The following is a 22,441-nucleotide window of genomic DNA, read 5'->3' on the forward strand; positions in this document are numbered from 1 at the left end:
ACGCTAAATTTTTTTTGGGGGGTAGCACCATGGCGGGCACGCCAATTGATGATGTTGTCGATTGGTCGACAAAGCTCTCAGCCTGGAAGCAGGACGCGCTGCGGCGGCTGGCGATCTCGAATGAGCTAACAGATGATGACATCGACGCTTTGCTGGCCATGGTCAAGCATGCGGCCGGCTTCGCGCTCACAGTGCCGCCGCCCTCCCCGGTACCGTTTACCAAAGCCCACTTCGGGAATGGAGAATATCAACCGATCGTCCTCAAGCGCATCGCCAATGTCGAGAACGTCAATCGGCTGGTGTCAAAGGCATCACTTACATTCTGTCCAAAGGCTCTGACGATCGTTTATGGCCGGAACGGGAGCGGCAAAAGCGGTTTTGTTCGCATCTTTCGTACCGCTTGCCGGACGCGCGTCGAAAACCAAGCCAAGCTCAAGGTTCTTGCCGACRTCTACGGAAGYACGCCCGGCCCTCAGTCAGCTGACATCGTGATCGATGCCGGCGAAGGTGAGCTGGTAATTCCTTGGTCGCCGGGCAATGCAGCCTCATCGCAGCTGATGCAGGTTGCGGTGTTCGACACGGCCTCGGCTCAGCTATATGTCGACGGCGGAAATCAGATACGCTTTCTTCCTTTCGGACTAGCTCTGCCGCATCGGCTGAACGCAGTCTGCATAACCTTGAAGGAAAAGCTTGAAACAGAACGGGCAAAGGAGGTCGGCAACAAAGTCGAACTGAGCGCGATCACGTTCCCCATCCAGCGCAATACCGCAGCCCAGATCTTCAACGGTCAGCTGAACAGATCCACCCCTGACGCACAGATTGAGGCGGCAACGACGTTTGCCGAGAACGATCAAAAGCGTCTTGATGAACTCACTGCTACCCTTTCCGCCGGTGCTGCCGCAGTCGCTGACGTAAACGCGCTTTCGAAGTGGATTGACGGCCTCATCCAGGAGGTCAAGGAGGTGGGATCGGCTTTCGCCGATCCCGCTCTGGAAGAGCTCCGAAAGCTCCGCGCCTCAGCAGTCGCAGCACGCCAAGCCGCGACTTTAGCGGCTGGCGAGTTGTTCACTGACGAGCCGCTGCCAGGCGTCGGGAGTGATGCATGGCGAGCGCTTTGGGCTGCGGCGCGCAATTACTCGGTGAAAGAGGCCTATAAGGACAAGGACTTCCCGGTTCTCGTGGCCGACGACGGGGTGGCAGAATGCGTGCTATGCCAGCAGCCGCTTTTGTCGGATGGTGTTGCTCGAATGCAGCGCTTTCAGAAATATATGGACGACACCCTCGATGCCGCAGCTCGAAAGGCGGAGCAAGTGGTCGAAGATGCCCTCAGGGGTCTCCAGGGCCTGGCTCTACTTGGCGCCCACGACTTTGCCGATCGTCTCGAACAGGTAGGAAAACGCGACGAGGGGTTGGCGAGCGTGCTCGCAATCCTCCAGGGATCAGCGGTCGCACGGCGAGCAGAGGCGCTCRCAAGATTGCAGGGTGAAGAAAGTGGCACCGTTGCTCCTCTCACCCTGCCAATGGAAGAGATGGAGGCTTTCGCGCTCAGACTGAAGGCGGAGAAAGACGGGCTTGCACAGGCCGCCAATACCGAAGAACGAACCAAACTCGAGGCCGAGAAGGCTGAGCTTGACGACCGAAAAATGCTTGCCATCAACAGAGCGAAGCTCACGGCGCGACGGGATTTGCACGTTGTTGACGATGCCTACTCGAAGGCTCTGGCTGATGTTCAAACTCGTGGGATTACGCAGCGCGCAAATGAGTTGGTCGACGCCCATCTGACAACAGCAGTCATCAAGCGTTTTGATTCCGAAAGGGCCCGCTTCGACATCATGCACCTCAACGTGGGCCTTGCACGCAAGAGCAATCAGACGAAGGCGGAATTCGAGGTCGATCCCAAGACAAGACTTACGAAGGTCACCTCGGAGATTCTCAGTGAAGGCGAGCAGCGTGCCTTGGCACTTGCCGGGTTCCTGACCGAAGTCGCGTTGACCGACGGCTCAGGACCGATCGTGATTGACGATCCTGTCTCGTCTCTCGATCGTGATCGAAGCGCCAAGGTTGCTCAGCGGATTGCGGAGGAGGCGTCCAAGCGACAGGTCATCGTGTTCACGCACGATATTGTCTTTTTCAACGAGCTTTGTAGCGCGGCAGATCAGGTTGGCATCGAACCCGTTACGGTCGCGTTGTTCAGCGACAAGGCTGCCGCGGGCAAGGTGGATACGGCGGGGATRCCCTGGAAGGGCCAGAATGTCGCCAAACGCATCGGCCGACTGAAAAATGACGCGGCACCATTGGCAAAGCTCCATGCAGTTAGCCCGGCGGACTACGAGTATCAGGTGAAGAACCTCTATGGCCGATTGCGCGACACCTACGAGCGCGTTGTCGAGGAAGTGGTCTTCCGGGACATAGTCCGGCGGGGAACGGACGTCATCCAGACCCAGTTGTTGCGCTATGTTCGACTCCCAGACGCGCTGGCAATTCGATTCCATGAGGGCATGACGCGCGCGAATACCCACAGTCATGACAATCCGGCGGCTGACACGGTGTCCGTTCCCCTTCCCCATGAGTTCGCCGAGCATATTTCTGAGCTCGAGACCCTGATCTCAGACCTCAAGGCTGAGAGCGAAGCCGCCGAGGCAGCTCGCCCACAGATGAGGCCTAAGAAATAATACTTGCCACTGCTGAAACTCAGGCCACAGGTCACACAGATGTTCTTGGCAAACCCTGCGGCTCATTTTGAGCCGATGCCCCTCACGGATTTAACCGTGTTCTGACTGCGACTGACGGGGCATTTGCGTCGATCATAAGGCGCGGCCGATGCATAGAGCGGGGTCACATTCTGGTCGACATGGAGGGCGATCCGCAGGCGAACTGTGCGGATGCGCCCCTTCAGCTCGGAACGTAATGAGGCTTAACCGTCTTGCCTGGGGCGGGAAGGGTTTCGGCCACCAGTTGAAATTCATAGGATGCGCGCGGGAAAGCATAGGAAGCAACGCTGCTCCCTCCGACGACATGCACGGCAGCGTAGGTCCGCGAATTCTTGCCTACGTCRCCGGTACGCTTGAGGAGATCTCCACTGACTGTCGAGATGTCCATCGCAAAGGTTCTTCGCGCCCCATCTTTACTCAACTTGTTCGTCACCCGCATCGGTAAGCTCGGGCACAATGTCGCCCGCCAGCAGCTTCTCCTTCGACAGCAACCCTGCATCCTCGAGCGCCTCGAAATCGGGCAGCAGGCGCAGCGTTTCGAGCTCGGACTGCGACAGGAAATTCCTCGTCGTCACATGGGTGTAGGGCGCGCCCGGTTGCGGGCTGCGCGGCCCGGAGGCGATGAGGTCCTGTGCGCGCAGCACGCCGATCAGATCGCGCGACACCTCCTTGCCGAAGAAGCTCGACAGCTCGCAGCGCGTGATCGGCTGGAAATAGGCAATGCACAGATGACGTCGCCAAAAGCCTTCTTGGTCCGGTGCTGCCAGCCGCCGGTGATCGCGACCAGCTCGTAGGGGCGACCGGCGACTTCGGCGCGAATGTCGTCGATGACCAGCTCGAGATTGCAGCTTTTGCCGACGGCGCGCGCCAGCACCTCGCGCGGCACCGGCTCGCTGGCGGCAAAATTACTGCATCGACCCGGCCCATCCACTCGCGCCAGCGCAGTTCTGGCGGCAGGTGCTCAAGCTCGGTGTCGACCAGCAGTCGCTGGACTTCATCCTTGCCCCCCGGGCGTTCGGATCGGGCGGCCTCGGCCATCGCTAGAGCCCAAACAGTCGAAAGCTGGTTCGGCCCGACAACTCGCGCACGACATCGAGCTGGTGCAGGCGCTCGAACAGGCGCCGCGCCGCAAAGCGCGACAGGTTTTTGGTCGTCAGCGATCCCGCGACGGCATCTTCATTCAGGAGCAAGAAAATCACGTCGCCGGCGCCTTTCGCGCRCAGTCTTGGCGCAACCGCCAGGAGTTTTTCGGCGCGGCGCGACAACTCGGCGGCCAACCGACAGGCCTCCGCCGCCGCTTGCACCAACGCGACGCAGACCGCGCGCTCGAAACCTTTTTCGCCCGGTCGGATCCGCTTGCCGCCGCCACCMTCGGTGCGGAAGGCCGGGCCAAAAGCCTGGGTCATCAACAGCGGCAGCGGCCGCGGCCAGCGCAGGCTTTGCGCCAGCACCAGATCGGCCAGCCACCATGCGAACATCTCGGCATCGGGCCGCATGGCGACGACGCGGGCGGCGATCGCCGCCGCGGCGAACGGCGCCGGCCGCCGCGCCGCCGCCACGTGCTCGATCTGCGTGCACAGGTCGGCTAGCGCCTCGTCGTCGCAGGCGAGCCCGAGCATCTCGGCCACTTTTGCCAGCCGATCGGCGCTGACCGCCGGCGGCTGCAGCGCCAGCTGGCGCCAGGCGCCAAAAATGGCGCCGGCGGGACCGGGAGCGGTGCCGGCAGGGCAAAGCTGCCAGGCATCGCGCAAGGCGGCTTCATCCTCGGCGCGGCCGGCGAGCCGCATGCTGGCGGCGGCGCAGTTGAACACCAGCCGCTGGCGCCAGGCGCCGGCCCAGCTGGGTTGCGCGCGGGCAAGCGTGTCAAGCACAGCCAACGCGGCGCCGGCCTGGAAGGCGGCGTCGCCGTCGCTCGGCGCGCTGCCGTTTGCGAGCGCCCAAGCCGGAACGGCCGGCGGCGTAGCGTGACTGGCGTTTGCGGATCGAGGCGAATCATGTGTTTGGAGGGTAAGGCGGCCGTGCGGTTTTGGCGATGATTTTCGCCRCAAAACGCACAGCTTGTCGGCGCGACAAAACGAATGATAATGTTGCCTTATCAGTCGTTTACCTAGGCGTAGATCCGGTCTAATTAGATCAGTCGGCTAACTTCTTCCCCTGACTGCACCCTGTTGACAACCGCAGCCGGCGTCTCGTGCAATTAGGTCACGAAACACTCGGCCCGCTTCTTTGCCGACCGATGGTCCATGAAATCCCCTCCCCGCCCATGATCCCGGAGATCTCCTTTCCGACATGTCGGTCAAGCACTGGCCGCCACGGCACGAGAGTGAACTCACGCGACTTTTCAATGACGGCGTATTTCCCGCTGGCGAGCTCGACCGACCGGAKCATCTTGCCTTCCAACCGATCTCCAGGCTTCACGTCGAAATACGAGAGCCCGAGCTCGCTCGAAAGCTGGCCGGCAATCCGGTTCAGCTCACGCTGACGCAATATCGAAATCATATCTGCGCGATAGACGATCCGGCCCTGCTCTTCGTGCGCGACTCCTTGAGCAACGAGCCACTGCTGCCGCCGGGTTTGCGCTTCCCGCACCTCGCGGCCAAAGCCGGAGTCGCGCAACGGCGCCGGTTCATTGGAAACCAATTCTCGGTCCAGCCAGGTGGYGCCGTCGAAACCGACCTGCTTCTCCAGCGGCATTGACGACAGCTTGTCGAGGACAACGGGCTCGGCCCTCGCCCGCTGACCCTCGTAGTGCGCAACGCGCTCCAGATGGTCTGGCCCAATGATCCAGGTGCCGTCCGGCTGGCGCTCGACGCCGCCCGTTACTCGCCGGATCGCCTCTAGCCTTCGGACATGCGTTTCGGCGAAGCGTTCGGTCACGGAAGGGTCCTGCCTCAGATGAATATCGATGTTGTAGTGCCCGCCATTCGCCGCGGCGATGTCGGCGATAGCCCGGTCGATCTGTCTGGGCTCGGTGTTCCGAGGCATGACACGGACGATACAGCCGTCGGGCATCGGTTCAGTGGCCTCGCCTTTGCCGATGTCAATGTAGTGGCTTTTGCCGTCAATGCCGTCGACGATAAGATAGTGCCGGTCATTGATTTCGTCTGCCAGCCCGCGCGCGACCACGCGGCCGACAACAGGCTCGGTATTCTGTCCTGCGTCGTGGACGAGCACGTCGGCGGCACTGCGCGCGAGTCCCTTGCTCGTCAATTCGCGATGCATCGTCTTGATGACATCGCCGCGCTCGGCCAAGCGACGCAGCGTTGCTTCGAGCTCATCGTCCAGGCGCCAGCGGCCGGAGCCGACCTCCGCTGCAAGACCCATTCGCTCAAGCTTGCGAAGGCGGCCCTGATGCAGTGTCTGGCGAAAAGCATCCCGTCCGTCCGGCGCAACAAGCCCTTCGCTATCGCGCATTCGCAGCAGTTGYCGGTCGACACTGGTTAAGCGTTCCTGCTMCATCTCCCGGCGCAGGCGCTGCTCGATCTCGCGATCGGTGCGCGGGCCAAGATCGAGGCTGACCAGCTCAGCCGCGCGCTCCCGTAAACCGGAGGAGATGTAGTCGCGCGCGATGACGAGATTCTCGCCGCGGTCGTCCTTGCCGCGAACGATGATGTGCGTGTGCGGATGGCCGGTGTTGAAATGGTCGACGGCGACCCAGTCGAGCCTGGTGCCGAGGTCCTCTTGCATCTGCGCCATCAGCCGCCGCGTGAGTCGTTTGAGATCGCTGTACTCGATGCCGTCTTCGGGTGCGACGATGAAGCGGAACTGGTGCCTGTCACCGGCGGCACGATCGATGAACGCCTTGCCATCGACGCGGTCACTGTCGGCACCGTAGAGCTCGCCGGGCTCMCCTTGCCGAGTGACGCCATCGCGCTGGAGATAGCGCAGGTGCGCACGCGCTCCGTCGATCCCCTTGCCGACCAGCTTGACGAGGCGCGCCTTAACGACGACACGGCGCTGCCGAAAAGCCGCATGGCGATCGCGCGATCTGAGGACCGCGGCAGCGGCGCCACCGCGCCCCATGYGGCTTCCGGTGAAGCGGCCACCACGCGTGGCCTTGCCGCCGGCGCGGTTGACCGCGGCGCGGAGCTGACCGGCATAGCGTTTGCCGGCCTTCGAACCGCGCGATCCGATCCTGCCGAGCCTCGGCCTGAATTCATCATCCTGCATCGGAGCCTCTTGCGGATTTGCAGCCAAATCAAAGACTTGCGTGAGATACCCTCCAGGCGCTGGATGGAGCCTCCGGGAGAAACGATGTGCAGACAAAGACTTAGCCGCCTCTCGGAGGCGGTGCCTTTATCTTGCCTTCCCTCAACCCAGCCCCTCGCCCCCACCCGCCCCGCCCCGGCACCTTGCCCTCATCTGCCGTCCGGCCGCGCTGACCCACCTGGCTGAGACCCGAGCGGCACCAGAATTCCGCCACTCGAACCRCCTGCCGAAACTCCATCCCTCAGGAAAAACAATTCGCGCCCCAAGGAGATTTTCGGCGCTTTTGGCGGCCGAGATTTGCTCTTGAACTGATCCATGGCGGCCGCCGAAACACCCGCCGCCTTAAGCTGTTTCAGATATAAGACTGTCTCTCTCGGCAGCGRCTTCCCGCGTTCCAGATGCGCCTTATATCGATCCGGCCCGGCGTTGTAGGCTGCGAACAGCCCGGGGAAGCCGAAGCGATCATACATAGCGCGCAGGTAGGCTGTACCGGCCAGAATATTGTCGCGCGGATCGTGCGGATCGGCTCCGAGATCATGCTCGACGTGCAGTTCCTCATAGGTGCCGGGCATCACCTGCATCAGCCCAATCGCACCGGCTCGTGAAGTGATCGGCCGACYGTTGAGCATGGTCTGCCCACGGCTTTCGGCATTCATGACGGCATAAATCCAGGACTGTGGAACACTGAAGCGCTGGCTTGCCTCGGCAACGAACTCTTGCCATCTTGTCAGCTGCGGACCTTGGGAGATGACGGCCGGCTCAGCGCCGGTCGCGGCGGAACAGGCGCATGGTGCAATCGACACCATGCCCAAAATCAGGAGGGTCACTCGGTCCATAGCGGCACGAGCCTCCCAACGATATTGGCGGCCGGCACCGGCCCGAAATACYGGCTGTCGAAGGAGCCGGGAGCCTCGCCATTGATCAGGAAAACCTCGTCACCGGTGAGTGCCCGGCATTCGTTCCACCAAGGCAAGGTTCGGCCTTGTGTGTCGACCGGAACGCGGCGTGTCACGATCTTGCCGCCGATGATGATGGCGTCATTGAAGGCGCAGACATGCTCGTGCGGCAGTGCGGCGATACGCTTCACCAGCGGCACGTTGCGAGGCAGATAGCCGCGCTGGTCGGCGAGGTGAGCGGCCATTTTGGGCAAGCGGACAAGCACGAAATCGCCGACGCGAGYGGCACCGAGGCCAAGGCCATAGAGCCCGATTGGCGCGCTGGCCGAGGCATTCCAGACCAGTACGGGCGTCGGCTTGACGAAAGCGGTGAAGCCGATCAGGCCAAGTCCGATGCTTGCCGCGGCAAGCGTCTTGCGCGCGGGAACTCGCCGCAAACGGCTGCCGATCAGATGAAGAGAAGGCCGCGCGTTCATGGCCGGCCTCCGCGATTGTCATCGGCGTCGGAGCCCTTCGGCTGGCCTTTCGACCAGGCGTCGAGCTCGTCGATGTGGTAGCGGACGAAGCGGCCGTGCTTGCGAAATTGCGGGCCGCCGCCMTTGAGCCGCATCTTTTCCAAGGTGCGTTGCGACAGCCCGATATAGAAGGCGGCCTGCGCTGTGTTGAGGAAGGGACTGCCCTTCTTGGCGCGGGCGGCGCGTTCGTTTTCGTCGTCCATGATGATCCTCGTTTGCCGATTGGAGACTGCGGCGAGGATCGGCGAGCGAGAGCGCTTGCGGGACGGGCGAAGAGTCAACGGCGAGTTTTCGCCGCTGCCGGCTGGCTCAGTTCGGCTGAAAGAGCCCCCGCGCCGGTGGCGCGGGGGCCCGWTGCGTCAGTCGGCCGGGTTCCAGATGATGGCGAAGGTGTCGTCGTCATCCTGGCCGGCGGCGCGGCCGAGATTGGCGTAGAGTTTTCTCGGGCCGAACTCCGGTGCTGCGATCGACAGGCTCACATAGTCCTTGCCGGATGCCTCGCCGATCCTGATCCAGCCGGCACCGACCTCGACGCCTTGCGTGAGCACCCTAAAGTCGGGATGGGTGTCGGAGGTCTTTGACTGGTTGGGCACGATGGCGATCTCGGCGCGGACGCTGAGCGTCTTGAGCTGGCCCTTGTAGCTGCCGTTGTCCTGCTTGGTAACGTATCCGATCGCGGTCATTTGAAAGTCTCCTTTTGCTTGTCGCCGGGGACCATTCCCCTGCGATGGCGGACCGTAATGGGCGCGTCTGGCCCGGCTGAACCCAAAGGGCCGCAGCGGCAGCGCAGGACCCGAGCGGGCAGCTTTTTTGAAGCGAAGCGGGCGCGAGGAGCCGCCGCAGGCGGCGGGGAAAAAAGCTGCTGGCCGAGGGTTTCGGGCGGGCCGGATCCGCCCATAGGTCATCAAGCCAGCGGCAGGGGAATGGTCCTGGGTGCCAAGCATTGGAGATGGTCGCGAAGACGCGCTCGCGGTAGCCAGGCAGGAGTTGGCCGAGGACAGGTTTGCGGAACGCTCCAGCGCCGTGCCAGCGTTATCGTGCCAGGGAGAAAAGCGCCAGATTGCCACCACCGGGCCGGGTGGTTTCGAAATTCCGTCGGCCGGTGCGCGCGGCTGAAACCTGACCGGCGCTGCGGTCTACAGGAGACTTTGCCGAGCGATAAATGCTGCCCGGTTGGCGCGAGCGGCGACGCCAGAAAACGTCGCCGCCCGCCATGCGAGGATCATTCCGACACGAACAGCGTCTGGACCTTCGCCCACTGATCGGCGGTGCGCAAACCGCCACGGTTCGTATAGCCCGATACCGGGAATGCCATCCAGCGCGGCAGCCAGCCGTCGACTTTTTGCCTGCCGTTTTCGCCGCAAAGGAAGTCGCGAATGATCTTCTTTTGCGTCTTCACCTTTTCCGAGGAATTGCTATCGGCGACGAGCCTGCCGCCGACATCGGCGAGGATTTCGGTGGCGACTTGCCTGTCGCGCAACAGCTCGAAGAAGGCATCGTCGGCCTGCCAATGGCCGCGCATGTCGAGGCCAAGATGATTGCCGAGCGCTTCGACAATCGCGCTGCCCGTGCAAAGCGTCTCGGCCATGACCAGCGCCAGAACGCGCAAGACATCGTCGTTAGGGAGTGCCAGCAGACKGGCGAAGACGCTGGCCAGCGCGAAGTCGTCGCCATTGCCACCGGTCACCGGACCATCCTCATCGACAGAACCGAGCAGGGTCAGAACCTCGCGTTGCTTCTCACCGAAGACGGCTTCGGCCTTGCAAGCGGCGATGCTGGCGGCCACCGTTTCGTTGGCCGCRCGCTGCGGATCGGGATGCACCTGCCACAGGCTGGAGCCGACAATCGCATGCGCCACCATTACCCGTAGCGCGACGCCCGGATGATCGAGCAAGGCGGTGCGCACGGCGGCGTGACGGTGCAGATCGACATAGTTCTGCATCGGCCCGCTCAACTCGGGACGCGACGGTTTGGCACGCGGTTCGGCTTCCTCACCAAACTCGCCTTCTGCGCGGACGCGGCGCGCTTGCTTGCGCGACAGATAGCCCTCATGACATTCCACCTCGCCGCGCTGCGAGACGGTGATGATCACCTTGCCGCCCTTCTTCTTGGGCGTCTTTTCGTAGTCCCACGAATGGAAATACTGGCCGGGTTCGAGCGCGACCACCTCGGACCAACCGGCTTCGATATAGGCGTCACGCTTGGCGGCAATCGCCTCGTTCTGTTTGTGCCAGAAGAGGTCGGCATCGGCGAAAAAACTGCCCTCGCCGAATAGGTCGGAGACGATCAGGCCGCCATAGTCATCGATTGGAAACAGCGCTACCTTGGTCGAGATCGACTGGCCGCCGAACAGCCATTGCTTCAATTGCCAGCCGCGCGGGGCACGTTGCTCGGGATCGCAAAAGAGCGCCAGCCAGTCCTTCTGCTGCGCCTTGGAAGCCATGGTGAGATGGCGCACCGTTTCGGTGTCGATGTCCTCGCGGCGGTAGGCTTCGCGTATCTTCGGCAACAGGTCGCCGAGCGYCAGAATGCGCTTCACCTGCGGCTCGGTGAGGCCGAAGGTGGCGGCAATGTCGGCGATGYCCCTCCCCTCCTTGATTAGGCGCGTAAAGGTCTCCCACTGCGAGACTTCATCGGGGTCGAGCCGCGCGATGTTCTCGATGAGCGAAGCCTCCAGCGCGTCGGCGTCGTCGCCATCCTCCATGATGGCGCAGGGCAGYGGTTCGGCCTCGCCGCGCTCGTCGGYGACCGTCTTGGCTGCGAAATAGCGCCGGCGCCCGGCGACGATTTCGAAGCTGTCGGGCGTGCCATTGGGCCGGATCAGAAGCGGCACGAGCACGCCGCGCGCCCTGACCGACGGCAGGATGTCGGATATGTCTGGCGCGCGCTTTGAATGACGCATGTTGATGGCGGACACGCTCAACTGGTCGATGGAAACATGGGCAAGCTGCATTGTGTCTTTCTCCTTTGTCTGGGCTTTTAAAAGCCCCACCGCGAGGCCGCAGGCCGAGCGGCGGGGTGTTTGCGCCTGGYGGCGCGGTCATTCCGCCCGGTCTGGCGGAAGCTCGGGAGTGGGGATTTCGAGAGCGGCGGCGGCCTGCCGCAAAAGCCGCTCGGCCTCGGTAATGTGGCCGGCAATCCGGGCGGCTTCCGCGTAGACCGAGAGCGGAAACCGCGCACGAAAATAGAGATCGCGCTCGATGCCGAGGCCAAGCGGTCCTTTGACGGCTTGCAGTTCGGCGAGACTGACGCTGCCGAGTTCCGGGAAGCCGAAGCCGAGATCGCAAAGCCCGAACAGCGTGTCGCCGTCGGCGTCGAGTTCGCTCAGAAGCCAAGTCGCGGCGCCGACCGGATTGAACAATTTGACGACCGGAACATGGTCGGTTTCGATTTCGGCGGCGCCATTGGCGAGCAGGCGGGCGCGCAATTCGTCAGGGATCAGGATCATGGCAAAGTTTCCTTGTCGGAACAGGTCGAAGTGGTTCGGAACAGGCGAGCTGGTTTCGTTTGGCTTCATCCAAGAGCCGAAATCGAGCATCTGCTCGCCTTCCGGCGCCGGCTCGCTCTGCAGCGCAACGGGATCGGGAGCGCTCATGCCGCGATCCCTTCCCGCACCTTGGTTTCGGCATCCGTCTGGAAGGCCAGCAGGAAATCGGCGGCTTTCGAGGCAAGGCTGGCAGCGCGGAAAATGGCGCGGTTGTCCTCGCGCAGCACCTCGAGCCATGAGGCGATGTAGTCGGCGTGACGCACGGTCGGCTCGATGCCGAGGCTCGAGCAGGTAAAGGCAGCCGTGATCTCTGCGACCAGTTCCTCGCGGGCATAGGCCTTGGTGCCGAACGAGCCGGAGAGGTCACGCGCAAGCCGCGTTGGGTGCCCGGTCCARTGGCCAAGCTCGTGGAAGCAGGTTCGGTAATAGTTGATCTGCTCGAAGAACGCCGGCTGCGGCGGCAGTTGAACAAAATCGGCAGACGGCATGTAAAAGGCGCGRTCGCCGCCGATGCGGATATCGGCACCGGTTTTGCGAACAAGCGCCTCGGCATGCGGGATGATGTGGCGTTCGGGCAGCGGCTCGGGCTGGCTGTAAAGCTCTTCGGGCAGGCCCTCGCACTGCGCGACATTGAAGACGGTGAAGCGCTTGAGAAACGGCACCGCCTGCGGCTCGGTATCTTCCGTCTTGGCGCGTTCCTTCTCGTTTTTCGGGATGAAGCGATCGGCATGCACGATGGTCGTGCCGTGCTCGCCTTTGCGGACATTGYCGCCAAGGGAAAGCGCCTGCCGGAAGGTGAGCCAGTTCTGGCCGGCATAGCCGTGTTCGATGACAGCGCCCCACAGGATCAGGATGTTTATGCCGGAGTAGCCGCGCCCCGTGGCGGCATTCTTCGGCAGGCCAAGGCTGGCCTTGGCGCTGCCCCAAGGCTTCACCCATGGCACGCAACCCCGCTCCAGATCGGCGATGATGCGGTCTGTGATCTCGGAATAAAGGCTGCGCTTCAGCGGCTCGCTCCTCTTGCCGCCAACTTCTCCGCTAACGCTGTGTTTGCCGGTTTTGCGCATGACTTGACCTCCGCTCGCCAATCTCGCCGCGCCCTTCCCCGCAAAGCGGGGTGGGCGGCGAAAACGACCGGAAAGGCCCGCCGTCAGAGGCGGCCTGCATCCGAAGGACCGGAACGCAAGTGGAGGACCCGGAGCGCGAGCGAAGGGTTGCGGGCCGCCGCGGCGGGCCTAGAAGGGAGAGCCGCCCACACCGCGCCGCCGGGAAGGCCAAATCAAAAAACAACGCCGCCCCTGGGCGGCGACCGGCACAGCCCGCAAGGGCTGCCCGCGCCAGGGGGCGAAGCCGAATGGCCGAGACCGCCCGAGCGACGCGAAGACAAGCGGGCTCGGTTCACGAGCACCCGATGCGCGCCTTCAGGCGCGCAGGTGCCCGGCAATTTGCGCGCTAGATCGATTATTTGTCGGGACGAACCAGATCCATGTGGCTGACGCCAAGCGCCAATGCCAGTTCATAGATGGTGACGATCGTCGGATTGCGGCGGCCCTTCTCCAGACCGCTGATATACTGCTGGCTGAAACCGGAAACTTCGGCGAGCTGTTCCTGCGTCAGACCTTTCTTCAGCCTGATGCTTATCACATTCCGACCGACCAACTGACGCATGTCCATGCGTGAGTAGTCATCGGATCAGGCTGCTTGAGTTTATCAACTATAATATGTATTCCACACCAAGCGTCCCAATCCGCTCGCGGACGGGTTTTGCGCGCCACTCTTGGAGATGGAATCAGCGATGTTGCAGCCTCACTCAAGCGCGCCGGTAGCGGATGAAGCGCCGTGGTCCGACAGCCTCACGGCTTACGACAAGGAGCACTTCACCATCTATATGCGCTTGCTGGATGCCGCCGCCGATGACGCCAGCTACGAGGAGATGGCTGATCTGATCCTCGGCATCGATCCGGAGCGCGAACCAGAACGCGCCCGCAATGCGGCGCGCAGCCATCTCGACCGGGCGAACTGGATGGTAACGACGGGCTACAGGGAGCTGTTCGCCAGCTGACGCATTTATACGGCGCGAGACACGTCAGGCAAGAAAGCCGAGATAGCCGCCATTCATGAGCATGCGGGCCCGTGCCACGGCACGTCGGATGCGATCGCGCAGATGGTCGCGCGGATCCGTCCAGTCGGCCCGCACGCGCGTCTGACCAATCAACGCTTCGGCGATGTCTCGGTAAGAGGCGCCTGCCACTGAGCCGTCAAGCGCCCGCAGAACAAAGCGCAGGCGACGACCGCGCGCTTCCGGCGCAAACAGTCTTTTCGGCAAGCGYCCCCCTGCAACGAGGCTATTGAAGCAGTTGAGCGCCCAGAGGCGTTGCCGCCACTCACCGGCCGGCCAGACCGCATCGGTGCGCAACACAACGGGGCCGAGGATACTTGGCCCCGAGACGGCGAGCTGAAGCTGCCGGCCGGCGCTGTGCAGCAGGAGATGTTGACTGCCGTCAACCAGCCTGAGCACACTGGCACGGCATGGCAGGTTCGCCGGTTCGAACGCCGGTATCACCGGCGAGGAGGACACCCGTTCGGCGACGACCGGCAACACCTGAGCGCATCGGCTCGGACACCAGAACGTGGCTGCGTCACGGTGAATCGAGGACGCGAAACAAGAGCCCCCAGCGCGACAGGTCGACGGAGGATACGATGACGTCGAGCGACGGCCGCTGATCGACGGAGCTCGCCCGTTCCAATGCGTGGGACAGATCATGYCGGAAGGGCGGATTGCGCCGCRGGAATTCCCAGGCCCAGCCGCGTCGCGTCAGCTCGAGGGTGTAGTCATAGGACCGCTCATCGCGCCAGTCCGGCCGGTCGGCTTCAGGTTCTGGCAGRCTCATCAGGTATTTCCGCCCGAAGCATGAAGCGAAGCCATCATGTGGCCTCGTGGATTGACCGGCGCCCACAGCACCGGACCGGCAAGGCCGCCATTGCGGCGAACGGCATCGAGGCGCTCGCTTGAGACCTCGAGGTAACCGGCCAGGGYTTTGGTGGGGCCGATCGCGCGCGGCTCGCCAAGCCGCTCGAGCGGCCAATCGGCACGGCGCAGGATGCGCTCCATGCGCAGGTCGGTGACGGTGACGATGCGGCTCAGTCCTCGCCACAGGCCGAACTCGATCATGCCTGCGAAGAGCGCGTAGGTGCCGACAGCGATGCCACCTGATCCCTTGGCGGCCGACGGCGGCAGGTCGAGCGCGAAACGACTGCTTTCCCAGATCCTTGAATCCTGCGGCGTCGGCTGTCCGTCGAGCAGGGCCGGAAAGATATCGCCAAGCATGGTCGGCCYGGTCGAGGCAAGCAGGCGCACGCAGCCGCAGACTTCACCGCCTGCACCGCGCAGCACCAGATAGTGCGGTTTCAGCGCGTCGAAGCGATCGATCTCATAGCCGCCGCTGGTGTCGACGTCCCAGTCAAGCCGCTGCTTGAAGACACGGTGGCGCAGACGGTRCATTTCGTGGAGCTCGTCGGCGAAATCGCCGTACCATTCGGGAGCAATGAGCTGCAGCATGATTATCGGCCTCCTGGCAGGATTGACCCTGCCATTGGAGGCCARGCGTCAGGCCGAAGCAGCCTGTACAGCGGTACAGGTGGCTGGTTAGCCGAGGCCCGTTCTGGCGGCTGAGAATTGCGCCACAGCCTGCATGCGGGTGCGCACCCCAAGCTTCCTTCTGGCGTTCTCCAGGTGAAAAGAGGCGGTGCGGCGCCTGATGCCAACAATCGAGGCGATGTCGGGTGCGGATTTGCCCTGCGCGGCCCATTCCAGGCATTCATATTCGCGCGGCGTCAGCTGCACGCCGTTGACCACCCGATCGGCCGAGAGCTTGCGGCGGACGCAGATATGAAAGCATGTCGCCATGAAGCGAAACGCCTCTTGGTAGCGCTCGGCCACCCGCAGAAGCGCCGGATCGAGCCCGTCGGCGGCAAAGCTCATGGCGGCGACGTTGCCCCGCTTGTCGAGGATCGGGATTGTCAAACCGCAGCGGATGCCGAACGCGRCCGCCTCGTCGAAGAGCTTCTGCTCGAAATCCGACATGCCGGCGGTTCGGCTGTAGTGAAGCCCCCACAGAAACGGGCATTGGCCGGCCTGCGCCCGCGCGATCACCGGATCGATGGCGTGATAATGGTTGCTCAGGTAATGAGCGGTCCAGCGTGGCGGATAGTTCGAGATCAGCCTTGGCTTTCCCGGCGCCTGTGGCGGCAGGCACAGATAAGCGAATTTGACGAGATCGAATGCCGCGGCAGCACGCGCCATCGCGTCGCGGAAATCCGTCTCATCGACGCTTTCCGAAAGCTGCTCCAGGAAGGTCTCGAAGACATATTGCATGCCTAGTCGTCCCCAGACCCTTCCGCCGCGCGGCATTCGCAGTCGCGCAAGCCTGCGGGCAGCTTGCCAAGGTGRCATGGCGAAGTTCGCCGGCACGGCGCGTTACGCGATCGCCAATCCGTCACCTTCCGGCTGGCATTCCAACGAGAGCAGCGATTCGAGTCTCTTCAGCATCCAATTCGAACCGACAGGCGATGAGCACCGGATCCGCGGCACGCGCCATTCAACGTGCAGCCGCGACGGATATTCAGCCGTTTCGCCATCCGGCTGATAGCGCTTGCGCCACGCGACAGGCTTGCTTGGCCGATGTTCACACCGAGGCTTCGCCAAGCATCTTGAGCATTGCCAGCCGGACCTTGACGAGCTTGCGCACCGGCGGGTGATAATTTTGAGGAGCGGCGTCCACCACAAACACCAGGGTCATCAGATCCAGCAAGAATTGGTGGATCGCGTCGGCAGTCACGACCGACTCGAACTGACGCAGCATTGAGCGTGCCTCATTGACCGTTTCCGCGCCCGGCGCATCGATCAACGCTTCAAGATTTTCGAAAATTTCCAATTCGGCGAAACCTCCATTTCCTCATTTGCCACAAAGCGCCTTGCGACGCATACGGCGCGCGAAAAGTAGCAGGCCAAGCGGCGCCTGCTCGCACGAAGCGGCGGAACCATGCAGCAGCCTGAGCTCCATGGATCGAAAGACAACAATCTCGGCCGCACGCCATCCAATTGAAAAATCGTGCCACGAGAGACGCGCGGGCGCCTAAGGCTCAGCGCCCGCATTGCGAACCGAAAACCGAAATGAGCTCGGCACCTCGAACCCGACACCGAAGATGCAGAAACGGACGAACTTGGCTGCATCAGGAGGTCATCCTCAGACCTGTTTTCGATGGTCCGCATTTTGAAAGTAGCCCTGGTGAGGTCACCACAGAAACCGATTCTCGTTCGCTTTGACGGCGTCCATTTTCTGCAGTCGGAAGATTTCCTCAACGGACACGATTTCGGGGTCGATGCGGTGAATACCGCCGTCGGCGCGGATGCGGGCAAAGACGTCCTTCATGGCGGTGACCGCTGCCCGAATGGCATGATTGCCATAGATCACCATCGCAATCTTGCCGAGGGCGCGGATGCGCGACTCGTTCATTTCCGGATAGGCCGTCGGCACGATGACTATCGGAGCTTCGCCGCGCCATGCTCGTACAAAACTTTCCACCTCGTCGGGCATCTTGCGCTTGGAGTGGATCAAGATCATGTCGGCGCCAGCTTCTTCATACGCCCTGGCCCGCTTCAAGGCCTCGGCTTCGCCCAGTCCGGCGATCAGCGCTTCGGTGCGCGCAATGACGAGGAAGTCCGCGTCTGYGCGCGTGGCGACGGCCGCCCGAATTTTTCCCACGAATTCCTCGGTCCGGATGAGTTCCTGGCGACCATCTGCCAGGAGGCTCGTCACCTTTGGAAAGGCTTTGTCTTCAATGACGACCGCGGCGGCGCCCGCACGCTCATATTGCTGGATGGCGTAGATCACGTTGATGGCGTTGCCGAAGCCCGTGTCGATATCAGCTATGATCGGCAGCGATGACTGCTCGGCCATCGAACGGACCATGTCGAGGTGCCGCGTCATGGAGACAAGGCTTGCATCGGGCAGTCCATAAAGAGCGGAAAGTTCGAAACCGGAGGCCCAGATGCCATGGAAGCCTGCTTCCTCGGCCAGGATTGCCGACAAGGGACTGTGCGCCGCCATGACGTGGGCCAGACGGCCGGCGCAGACATGGGCTCGCAGAGATGCCCTGCTCGTCAGCATGGAGGCTCGGGAGATGTGCTTGGGGCTTTGACCAGTTTGCAGCATCTTGSGCGCCTCTGGAATCGACGAATGATCGAATGACTGCCTCCTGTATTGGGCGACGTCGTTGGCAATCAAACGCATTGATCGATTTTTGAGACCTTTCCATAGCCGAATGCGATGTTAACGAGCCTCCGAAATCGCCGCCTTTTTACACAGTCGAGCCAACCACCGGCAAAAGGCGCGAGCGAGTTCGGGATTGTCGGAGCGGTCGACCGCATAGGCGCGGTATTGCATTCCGCTTGGCGTAAGCGAACCCGGCACCACATTCAAAGCGCCAGTGCGCACCAGGTCACTGACGATGATCTCGGGCGCTACCAGAAGGCTTTTTCCTGTCATGACGGCAGGCAGCGCAAGGTAATTGTGATCGTATCGCGCGCCCGACTTGATATCCCTTGACGTCAGATTCATCCCTCGCAGCCAGGTGGGGAGTATGTCGGGACGAGATGTGACGTTGATCATCGGCATGGTGCGAACGACCGAAAGACTTTTGCCTGCTATGTGATTTGGAGGGCCCACACACACGAGTTGCTCGTTATAGATCTCCCAATGATCGGCAGGTTCGACGACCGAAAGGTCGCGTGTAATCAAGATGTCGAAATCGTCGGTGGATGTCGGYAGCGAAAGCGAACTGATCACGTCAACCATCACGCCGCCCATTTCGGTGGAGAATGCCTGAAGATTTGGGATCAAGAATGAATAGRCAAAGGTCGAAAGTGACGTGCGCACGACAATCCGGTTGGCGTTCGGCCGCGTCCGCCGCCGCATTCTTTGAGCGGTGAAGCACACTGTATCGAGCGGCTCGGAGACAGTGTTGGCGAATAATCTTCCAAACTCGGTCAGTTCGCTTCGCCTGCCCCGCCGTTCCATCAAGTCTGTCCCGAGATATCCTTCCAGAACGGCTAGGTAGCGGCTGACGGAGCTCTGCGTCGTGCCTAATGCGTTGGCTGCCCGCGTCAGGCTTCCTTCGCGCACGATCGTTACGAAAGCGCGGATTGCGTTCAAAGGCACTGCTTCGTCTTCGCTCGTCATCGGTAGCTCCGGAAAGAGYTGGAGGGCTGATCCCTTACGGCAATTCATCTCCAAACTGAGACCATCCATCACATTATTCGATATTTGTCACCGGACTGTCGTGTCCCGGCGGTACCGCGTAGCCATGAGTTCTGGCCCCAGGATGGGTGCATGACATTTCCGCTCAATAGACATGGCTTTCTTACTTATTGCTTTGTGCAATGTGAGCCAACAGCTCGCATTGCGTGTCGCCGTCAATTCTGGCGCAGGCTACCCAATCGTCTTGCGTTGGGCACGTTTGACAGCTGGTCTATCAGACCGCTTGAGCGCTGCGTCCTTTGCCATCCGAGGTGCGCGGCGACGAGGTCAGTTGGCCGAGTCGTCGCTTGCGTGAGGAATGAGGAGGCCGCTGCGTGAGTGGGATTATCATAAGAAATATTCGCAAGTCGTTCGGGGCCACAAGGGTGCTGCATGACGTTTCGCTCTCGATTGCGGATGGCGAGTTCCTGACCCTGCTCGGCCCGTCGGGATGCGGAAAATCGACATTGTTGCGCATACTGGCCGGGCTCGAGGTCCAGGACACGGGCAGCATCGAGATTGGCGGTCGTGTGGTGGATGGAGTACGCCCGAAGCGTCGCGACGTGGCGATGGTGTTCCAATCCTATGCGCTTTACCCGCATATGAGTGTCGCCGCGAACATCGCCCTGCCGTTGCGAATGCGACGGCTGAGCCGCGCGCAGCGCCTGCCGCTCATCGGCCGATGGCTACCAGGCTCCGGGCCGGTGATAAGCGGGATCGAGATGGAGGTTTTTCGTACCGCCGAAGCGCTCGGAATTGCGCATCTGCTCAATCGCAAACCGGGACAACTGTCCGGCGGACAACGTCAGCGGGTCGCGGTCGGTCGCGCCATGGTGCGCCATCCTGCCGTGTTTTTGATGGACGAGCCGCTCAGCAATCTCGACGCCAAGCTGAGGGTCCAAATGCGTGCCGAGATCAAGGACCTGCACAGGCGCCTTGGGGTGACATTTGTCTATGTGACGCACGACCAGGCGGAAGCGATGACGATGTCTGATCGTGTCGTTGTGATGCGCGACGGTGAGATGTTGCAAGTTGCCCCGCCGCAGGAGATCTATGCCGACCCGAACGACATACGCGTGGCCGAGTTCCTCGGATCGCCAAAGATCAACATGGTGGACGCAACAATGCGCGAACCTGGCTTGGTCGATCTTGYGGGCTCCGCCCTTTCGGTTGCTTGCGAGATAGCACCGGGGTCCAAATTCACTGTCGGCATCCGCCCAGAGGCTTTCCAGTTTGCTGAACATTCCGGTCCGGGGGTGATCACCGGCACGGTACGCATGGTCGAGCATATGGGCTCCGATTTGTTCGTCTATTTCGACCCGTCCGRCCTCGAGCAACCGTTGATAGCCAGGCTTTCCGCTGATCGCGCACCCCATATTGTGGCCGGACAGACGCTGYATGTCTCAGTCAGATCGGACCAGCTGCTCGTCTTCAACCGCGACGGTCGTCGGGTTCGCGCGCGAGACGTCTCGAGCGCTCACTCGTCCACGCCAGCCAGGGAATGGGCCTGATGAGCGCAAGCCTACCTGCTGTCAGTCGGCTTGCGCAGCCCGCGGAAGCGGTCGTGGGGACGCTATCGTCGCGCGTCTCGCTGCCACGAAGACACTCGTTGCACGAGGCAATGTGGGGTTGGGCACTTATTGCGCCTGCTCTCATCTTTCTGGTCGTTCTGTTCTTCCTGCCCGTTATCGGCGTTTTTGTCATAGCCTTCAGCGACTGGCAGTTCGGCGCCAGCTCGCTTTCCTTCGTCGGTCTCGCAAACTTCCGCGAAGTCATCTTTGACGAGGGTTTTCGAGCGTCGCTGATCAACACTGTCGTTTATGCAGTGATGGTTGTTCCGGGAACCGTCCTTGCAGGACTTTTGATCGCGCTGCTCATAGAGAGCAGCCATTCGTGCCGCGCTCTTTATCGAGCGGTTCATTTCTTGCCCTTCATGGCCACGGCAACTGCAATGGCGATCTCGTGGGAGGCCTTGCTGCATCCMACCATCGGCCTGATCAACCACAGCCTCGCGGCCCTTGGTTTACCTGTCGCCAACTGGCTGCGCGATGAAACGACGGCCCTGCCTGTTCTCGCCGTTATCGGCATCTGGCAGAATCTCGGTTACGCCATGGTGCTCTTCATGGCGGGGCTGAAGTCGATCCCGCTTGATTTATACGACGCCGCTGAGGTTGACGGGGCCGATCACTGGCTCGATCGCCTGCGGACCGTCACCATTCCAATGCTTGGACCGGTGTCCATGTTCGTCGTCATCGTTGTGGCGCTTAGAGCTTTCGAAACCTTCGACACGGTCCAGATCCTGACCCAAGGCGGCCCGGGCCACTCCTCGGAAATGCTGCTCTACACGATCTACCGGGAAAGTTTTGAATATTTGCGCGCCGGCTATGGCGCCGCGGTCGCCATCGTCTTTCTCGCAATCGTCGTGGCGCTGACCCTGCTCCAGGTAGGTCGCATGGACAAACGGGTACACTATCAATGAGCGCGATCCGCCTTTCTCCTGCGGCCGCCATCCTGCGCCACGGCGTGCTGGTCCTCACGTCCGCATTCATTCTCGTACCCTTCATTTGGATGGTCAGCCTGTCGCTCAAATCGCCTGGTGAGATTTTTCGTGCGACCTTCTCGGTCCTTCCGGCGCAATTTTATGGTGTCGACAATTACGCCAAGGCGATCACTTCGGTGCCTCTGCCGCGCTACATGGGCAACGGCCTGCTTGTCTGCGCTCTGATCCTGGCAGCACAAATTCTCGTGTGCGCGCCGGCGGCTTACGCTCTGGCCAAGCTCAAGTTCTGGGGTCGCGATTTCATTTTCGCCATGGTTCTCGTCGGGCTGTTTCTGCCCCACCAGGTGCTGTCCCTTCCCTTGTTCATCCTCTGCTACAAGCTCGACATCCTGAACACGTACCTGGCCCTGGTTATTCCATACGTCGTCTCACCGTTCGGTATTTTTCTCTTCCGCCAATTCTTCAAGAAGATCCCGAACGACATTGTCCACGCGGCTCGGCTCGATGGCCTGTGCGAACTTGCCATCGTCTGGAAAATCATGGTGCCGATGGCGCTGCCTGCCGTCATCGCGTTTTYCATCTTCTCGGTTGTARCCCACTGGAACGATCTTTTCTGGCCGCTGATTGYGGTGCGCGACGGCAACCTGATGCCTGCGCCGCTCGGGATCATGGCTTTCAAGAACGAAGAGGCCGGGAATGACTACGGCCCATTGATGGCCGCATCGACACTGGTCGTCGCCCCATTGCTCATCGCATTCCTGGCCGCGCAGAAGTGGTTCGTGGAGGGAATGACTGGTGGGTCTGTGAAATGAACGCAGCTCACAA

22 protein-coding genes and 1 pseudogene are annotated in these 22,441 nt (G+C 61.8%); 5 read left to right on the forward strand and 18 right to left on the reverse strand.

The annotated features are described in order from the left end of the window. Positions 1 to 29: 29 nt before the first annotated feature. A complete protein-coding gene (locus tag LCM4576_RS24785) occupies positions 30 to 2,672 on the forward strand; it encodes an AAA family ATPase (RefSeq protein WP_071035140.1) in 2,643 nt (880 codons plus the stop codon). Positions 2,673 to 3,124: 452 nt separating this feature from the next. On the opposite strand, the pseudogene LCM4576_RS24790 reads toward LCM4576_RS24785, so the two are convergent. The 11 genes and pseudogenes from LCM4576_RS24790 to LCM4576_RS24840 form a co-directional block, all read right to left on the reverse strand. After that, positions 3,125 to 3,749: pseudogene (locus LCM4576_RS24790) on the reverse strand (SMC-Scp complex subunit ScpB). 2 nt (positions 3,750 to 3,751) lie between these two features. Further along, positions 3,752 to 4,759, reverse strand: coding sequence for a DUF1403 family protein (locus LCM4576_RS24795; RefSeq protein WP_244510907.1), 1,008 nt, complete (start codon positions 4,757 to 4,759; stop codon positions 3,752 to 3,754). A 154-nt stretch (positions 4,760 to 4,913) separates the two neighbouring features. Continuing rightward, positions 4,914 to 6,881: a relaxase/mobilization nuclease RlxS gene (rlxS, locus tag LCM4576_RS24800; RefSeq protein WP_071035142.1), complete on the reverse strand. Its 1,968-nt coding sequence runs from the start codon at positions 6,879 to 6,881 to the stop codon at positions 4,914 to 4,916. A gap of 188 nt (positions 6,882 to 7,069) precedes the next feature. Then, entirely contained in the window at positions 7,070 to 7,756 is a 687-nt protein-coding gene (locus LCM4576_RS24805) for a lytic transglycosylase domain-containing protein (protein WP_071035144.1), read from the reverse strand. Beyond that, complete coding sequence (locus tag LCM4576_RS24810) at positions 7,744 to 8,292, reverse strand: S26 family signal peptidase (protein WP_071035146.1); 549 nt, start codon at positions 8,290 to 8,292, stop codon at positions 7,744 to 7,746. The genes LCM4576_RS24805 and LCM4576_RS24810 overlap by 13 nt, the downstream gene beginning before the upstream one ends. After that, a complete protein-coding gene (locus LCM4576_RS24815) occupies positions 8,289 to 8,534 on the reverse strand; it encodes an AlpA family transcriptional regulator (protein ID WP_071035148.1) in 246 nt (81 codons plus the stop codon). The genes LCM4576_RS24810 and LCM4576_RS24815 overlap by 4 nt, the downstream gene beginning before the upstream one ends. A gap of 156 nt (positions 8,535 to 8,690) precedes the next feature. Then, a complete protein-coding gene (locus tag LCM4576_RS24820) occupies positions 8,691 to 9,014 on the reverse strand; it encodes a DUF736 domain-containing protein (RefSeq protein ID WP_041006985.1) in 324 nt (107 codons plus the stop codon). A 539-nt stretch (positions 9,015 to 9,553) separates the two neighbouring features. Then, a complete protein-coding gene (locus LCM4576_RS24825) occupies positions 9,554 to 11,284 on the reverse strand; it encodes a ParB/RepB/Spo0J family partition protein (RefSeq protein ID WP_071035149.1) in 1,731 nt (576 codons plus the stop codon). 87 nt (positions 11,285 to 11,371) lie between these two features. Then, positions 11,372 to 11,779 carry a DUF2958 domain-containing protein gene (locus tag LCM4576_RS24830; RefSeq protein WP_042643741.1) on the reverse strand — a complete coding sequence of 136 codons (408 nt, stop codon included), beginning with the start codon at positions 11,777 to 11,779 and terminating at the stop codon, positions 11,372 to 11,374. A gap of 143 nt (positions 11,780 to 11,922) precedes the next feature. Further along, a complete protein-coding gene (locus LCM4576_RS24835) occupies positions 11,923 to 12,885 on the reverse strand; it encodes an ArdC family protein (protein WP_071035150.1) in 963 nt (320 codons plus the stop codon). Between the two features lie 394 nt (positions 12,886 to 13,279). Further along, the gene (locus LCM4576_RS24840) at positions 13,280 to 13,492 is read right to left on the reverse strand and encodes a helix-turn-helix transcriptional regulator (protein ID WP_040972971.1); all 213 of its coding nucleotides are present in this window, start codon (positions 13,490 to 13,492) and stop codon (positions 13,280 to 13,282) included. 121 nt (positions 13,493 to 13,613) lie between these two features. Here LCM4576_RS24840 and LCM4576_RS24845 point away from each other — a divergent pair, with 121 nt between their 5' ends. Further along, positions 13,614 to 13,880, forward strand: coding sequence for a DNA -binding domain-containing protein (locus LCM4576_RS24845; RefSeq protein WP_041005752.1), 267 nt, complete (start codon positions 13,614 to 13,616; stop codon positions 13,878 to 13,880). Between the two features lie 24 nt (positions 13,881 to 13,904). On the opposite strand, the gene LCM4576_RS24850 is transcribed toward LCM4576_RS24845, so the two are convergent. The 7 genes from LCM4576_RS24850 to LCM4576_RS24880 form a co-directional block, all read right to left on the reverse strand. Then, complete coding sequence (locus LCM4576_RS24850; protein ID WP_244510908.1) at positions 13,905 to 14,420, reverse strand: DNA -binding domain-containing protein; 516 nt, start codon at positions 14,418 to 14,420, stop codon at positions 13,905 to 13,907. Positions 14,421 to 14,457: 37 nt separating this feature from the next. Beyond that, a complete protein-coding gene (locus tag LCM4576_RS37325; protein WP_244510909.1) occupies positions 14,458 to 14,709 on the reverse strand; it encodes a transcriptional regulator domain-containing protein in 252 nt (83 codons plus the stop codon). Continuing rightward, on the reverse strand, positions 14,709 to 15,377 hold the full coding sequence (locus LCM4576_RS24855; RefSeq protein WP_071035152.1) for an acyl-homoserine-lactone synthase: 669 nt from the start codon (positions 15,375 to 15,377) through the stop codon (positions 14,709 to 14,711). Before LCM4576_RS24855 ends, LCM4576_RS37325 begins: the two co-directional genes overlap by 1 nt. An 87-nt stretch (positions 15,378 to 15,464) precedes the next feature. Further along, entirely contained in the window at positions 15,465 to 16,193 is a 729-nt protein-coding gene (locus LCM4576_RS24860; RefSeq protein ID WP_071035154.1) for a LuxR family transcriptional regulator, read from the reverse strand. A gap of 310 nt (positions 16,194 to 16,503) precedes the next feature. Continuing rightward, positions 16,504 to 16,752: a hypothetical protein gene (locus LCM4576_RS24870; protein ID WP_071035157.1), complete on the reverse strand. Its 249-nt coding sequence runs from the start codon at positions 16,750 to 16,752 to the stop codon at positions 16,504 to 16,506. Between the two features lie 360 nt (positions 16,753 to 17,112). Next, positions 17,113 to 18,111: a phosphonopyruvate hydrolase gene (locus tag LCM4576_RS24875; RefSeq protein ID WP_244510910.1), complete on the reverse strand. Its 999-nt coding sequence runs from the start codon at positions 18,109 to 18,111 to the stop codon at positions 17,113 to 17,115. A 39-nt stretch (positions 18,112 to 18,150) separates the two neighbouring features. Next, entirely contained in the window at positions 18,151 to 19,059 is a 909-nt protein-coding gene (locus LCM4576_RS24880; RefSeq protein ID WP_071035192.1) for a LysR family transcriptional regulator, read from the reverse strand. A gap of 392 nt (positions 19,060 to 19,451) precedes the next feature. Here LCM4576_RS24880 and LCM4576_RS24885 point away from each other — a divergent pair, with 392 nt between their 5' ends. The 3 genes from LCM4576_RS24885 to LCM4576_RS24895 all read left to right on the forward strand — a co-directional run bounded on the left by LCM4576_RS24885 (position 19,452) and on the right by LCM4576_RS24895 (position 22,428). Next, a complete protein-coding gene (locus LCM4576_RS24885; protein WP_071035158.1) occupies positions 19,452 to 20,627 on the forward strand; it encodes an ABC transporter ATP-binding protein in 1,176 nt (391 codons plus the stop codon). Positions 20,628 to 20,737: 110 nt separating this feature from the next. Then, positions 20,738 to 21,595, forward strand: a complete 858-nt coding sequence (locus LCM4576_RS24890; RefSeq protein WP_244510913.1) for a carbohydrate ABC transporter permease — start codon at positions 20,738 to 20,740, stop codon at positions 21,593 to 21,595. Next, positions 21,592 to 22,428: a carbohydrate ABC transporter permease gene (locus tag LCM4576_RS24895; protein WP_071035160.1), complete on the forward strand. Its 837-nt coding sequence runs from the start codon at positions 21,592 to 21,594 to the stop codon at positions 22,426 to 22,428. The genes LCM4576_RS24890 and LCM4576_RS24895 overlap by 4 nt, the downstream gene beginning before the upstream one ends. Positions 22,429 to 22,441: the final 13 nt, after the last annotated feature.

The sequence above is a fragment of the Mesorhizobium sp. LCM 4576 genome, from assembly GCF_001854815.1.
GTDB classification, from domain to species: Bacteria; Pseudomonadota; Alphaproteobacteria; order Rhizobiales; family Rhizobiaceae; genus Mesorhizobium; species Mesorhizobium plurifarium.

Coding starts and splice junctions, on each gene's coding strand:
- LCM4576_RS24820 (WP_041006985.1), bottom strand. CDS start 9,014: ATGACCGCGATCGGATACGTTACCAAGCAGGACAACGGCAGCTACAAG.
- LCM4576_RS24830 (WP_042643741.1), bottom strand. CDS start 11,779: ATGATCCTGATCCCTGACGAATTGCGCGCCCGCCTGCTCGCCAATGGC.
- LCM4576_RS24840 (WP_040972971.1), bottom strand. CDS start 13,492: ATGGACATGCGTCAGTTGGTCGGTCGGAATGTGATAAGCATCAGGCTG.
- LCM4576_RS24845 (WP_041005752.1), top strand. CDS start 13,614: ATGTTGCAGCCTCACTCAAGCGCGCCGGTAGCGGATGAAGCGCCGTGG.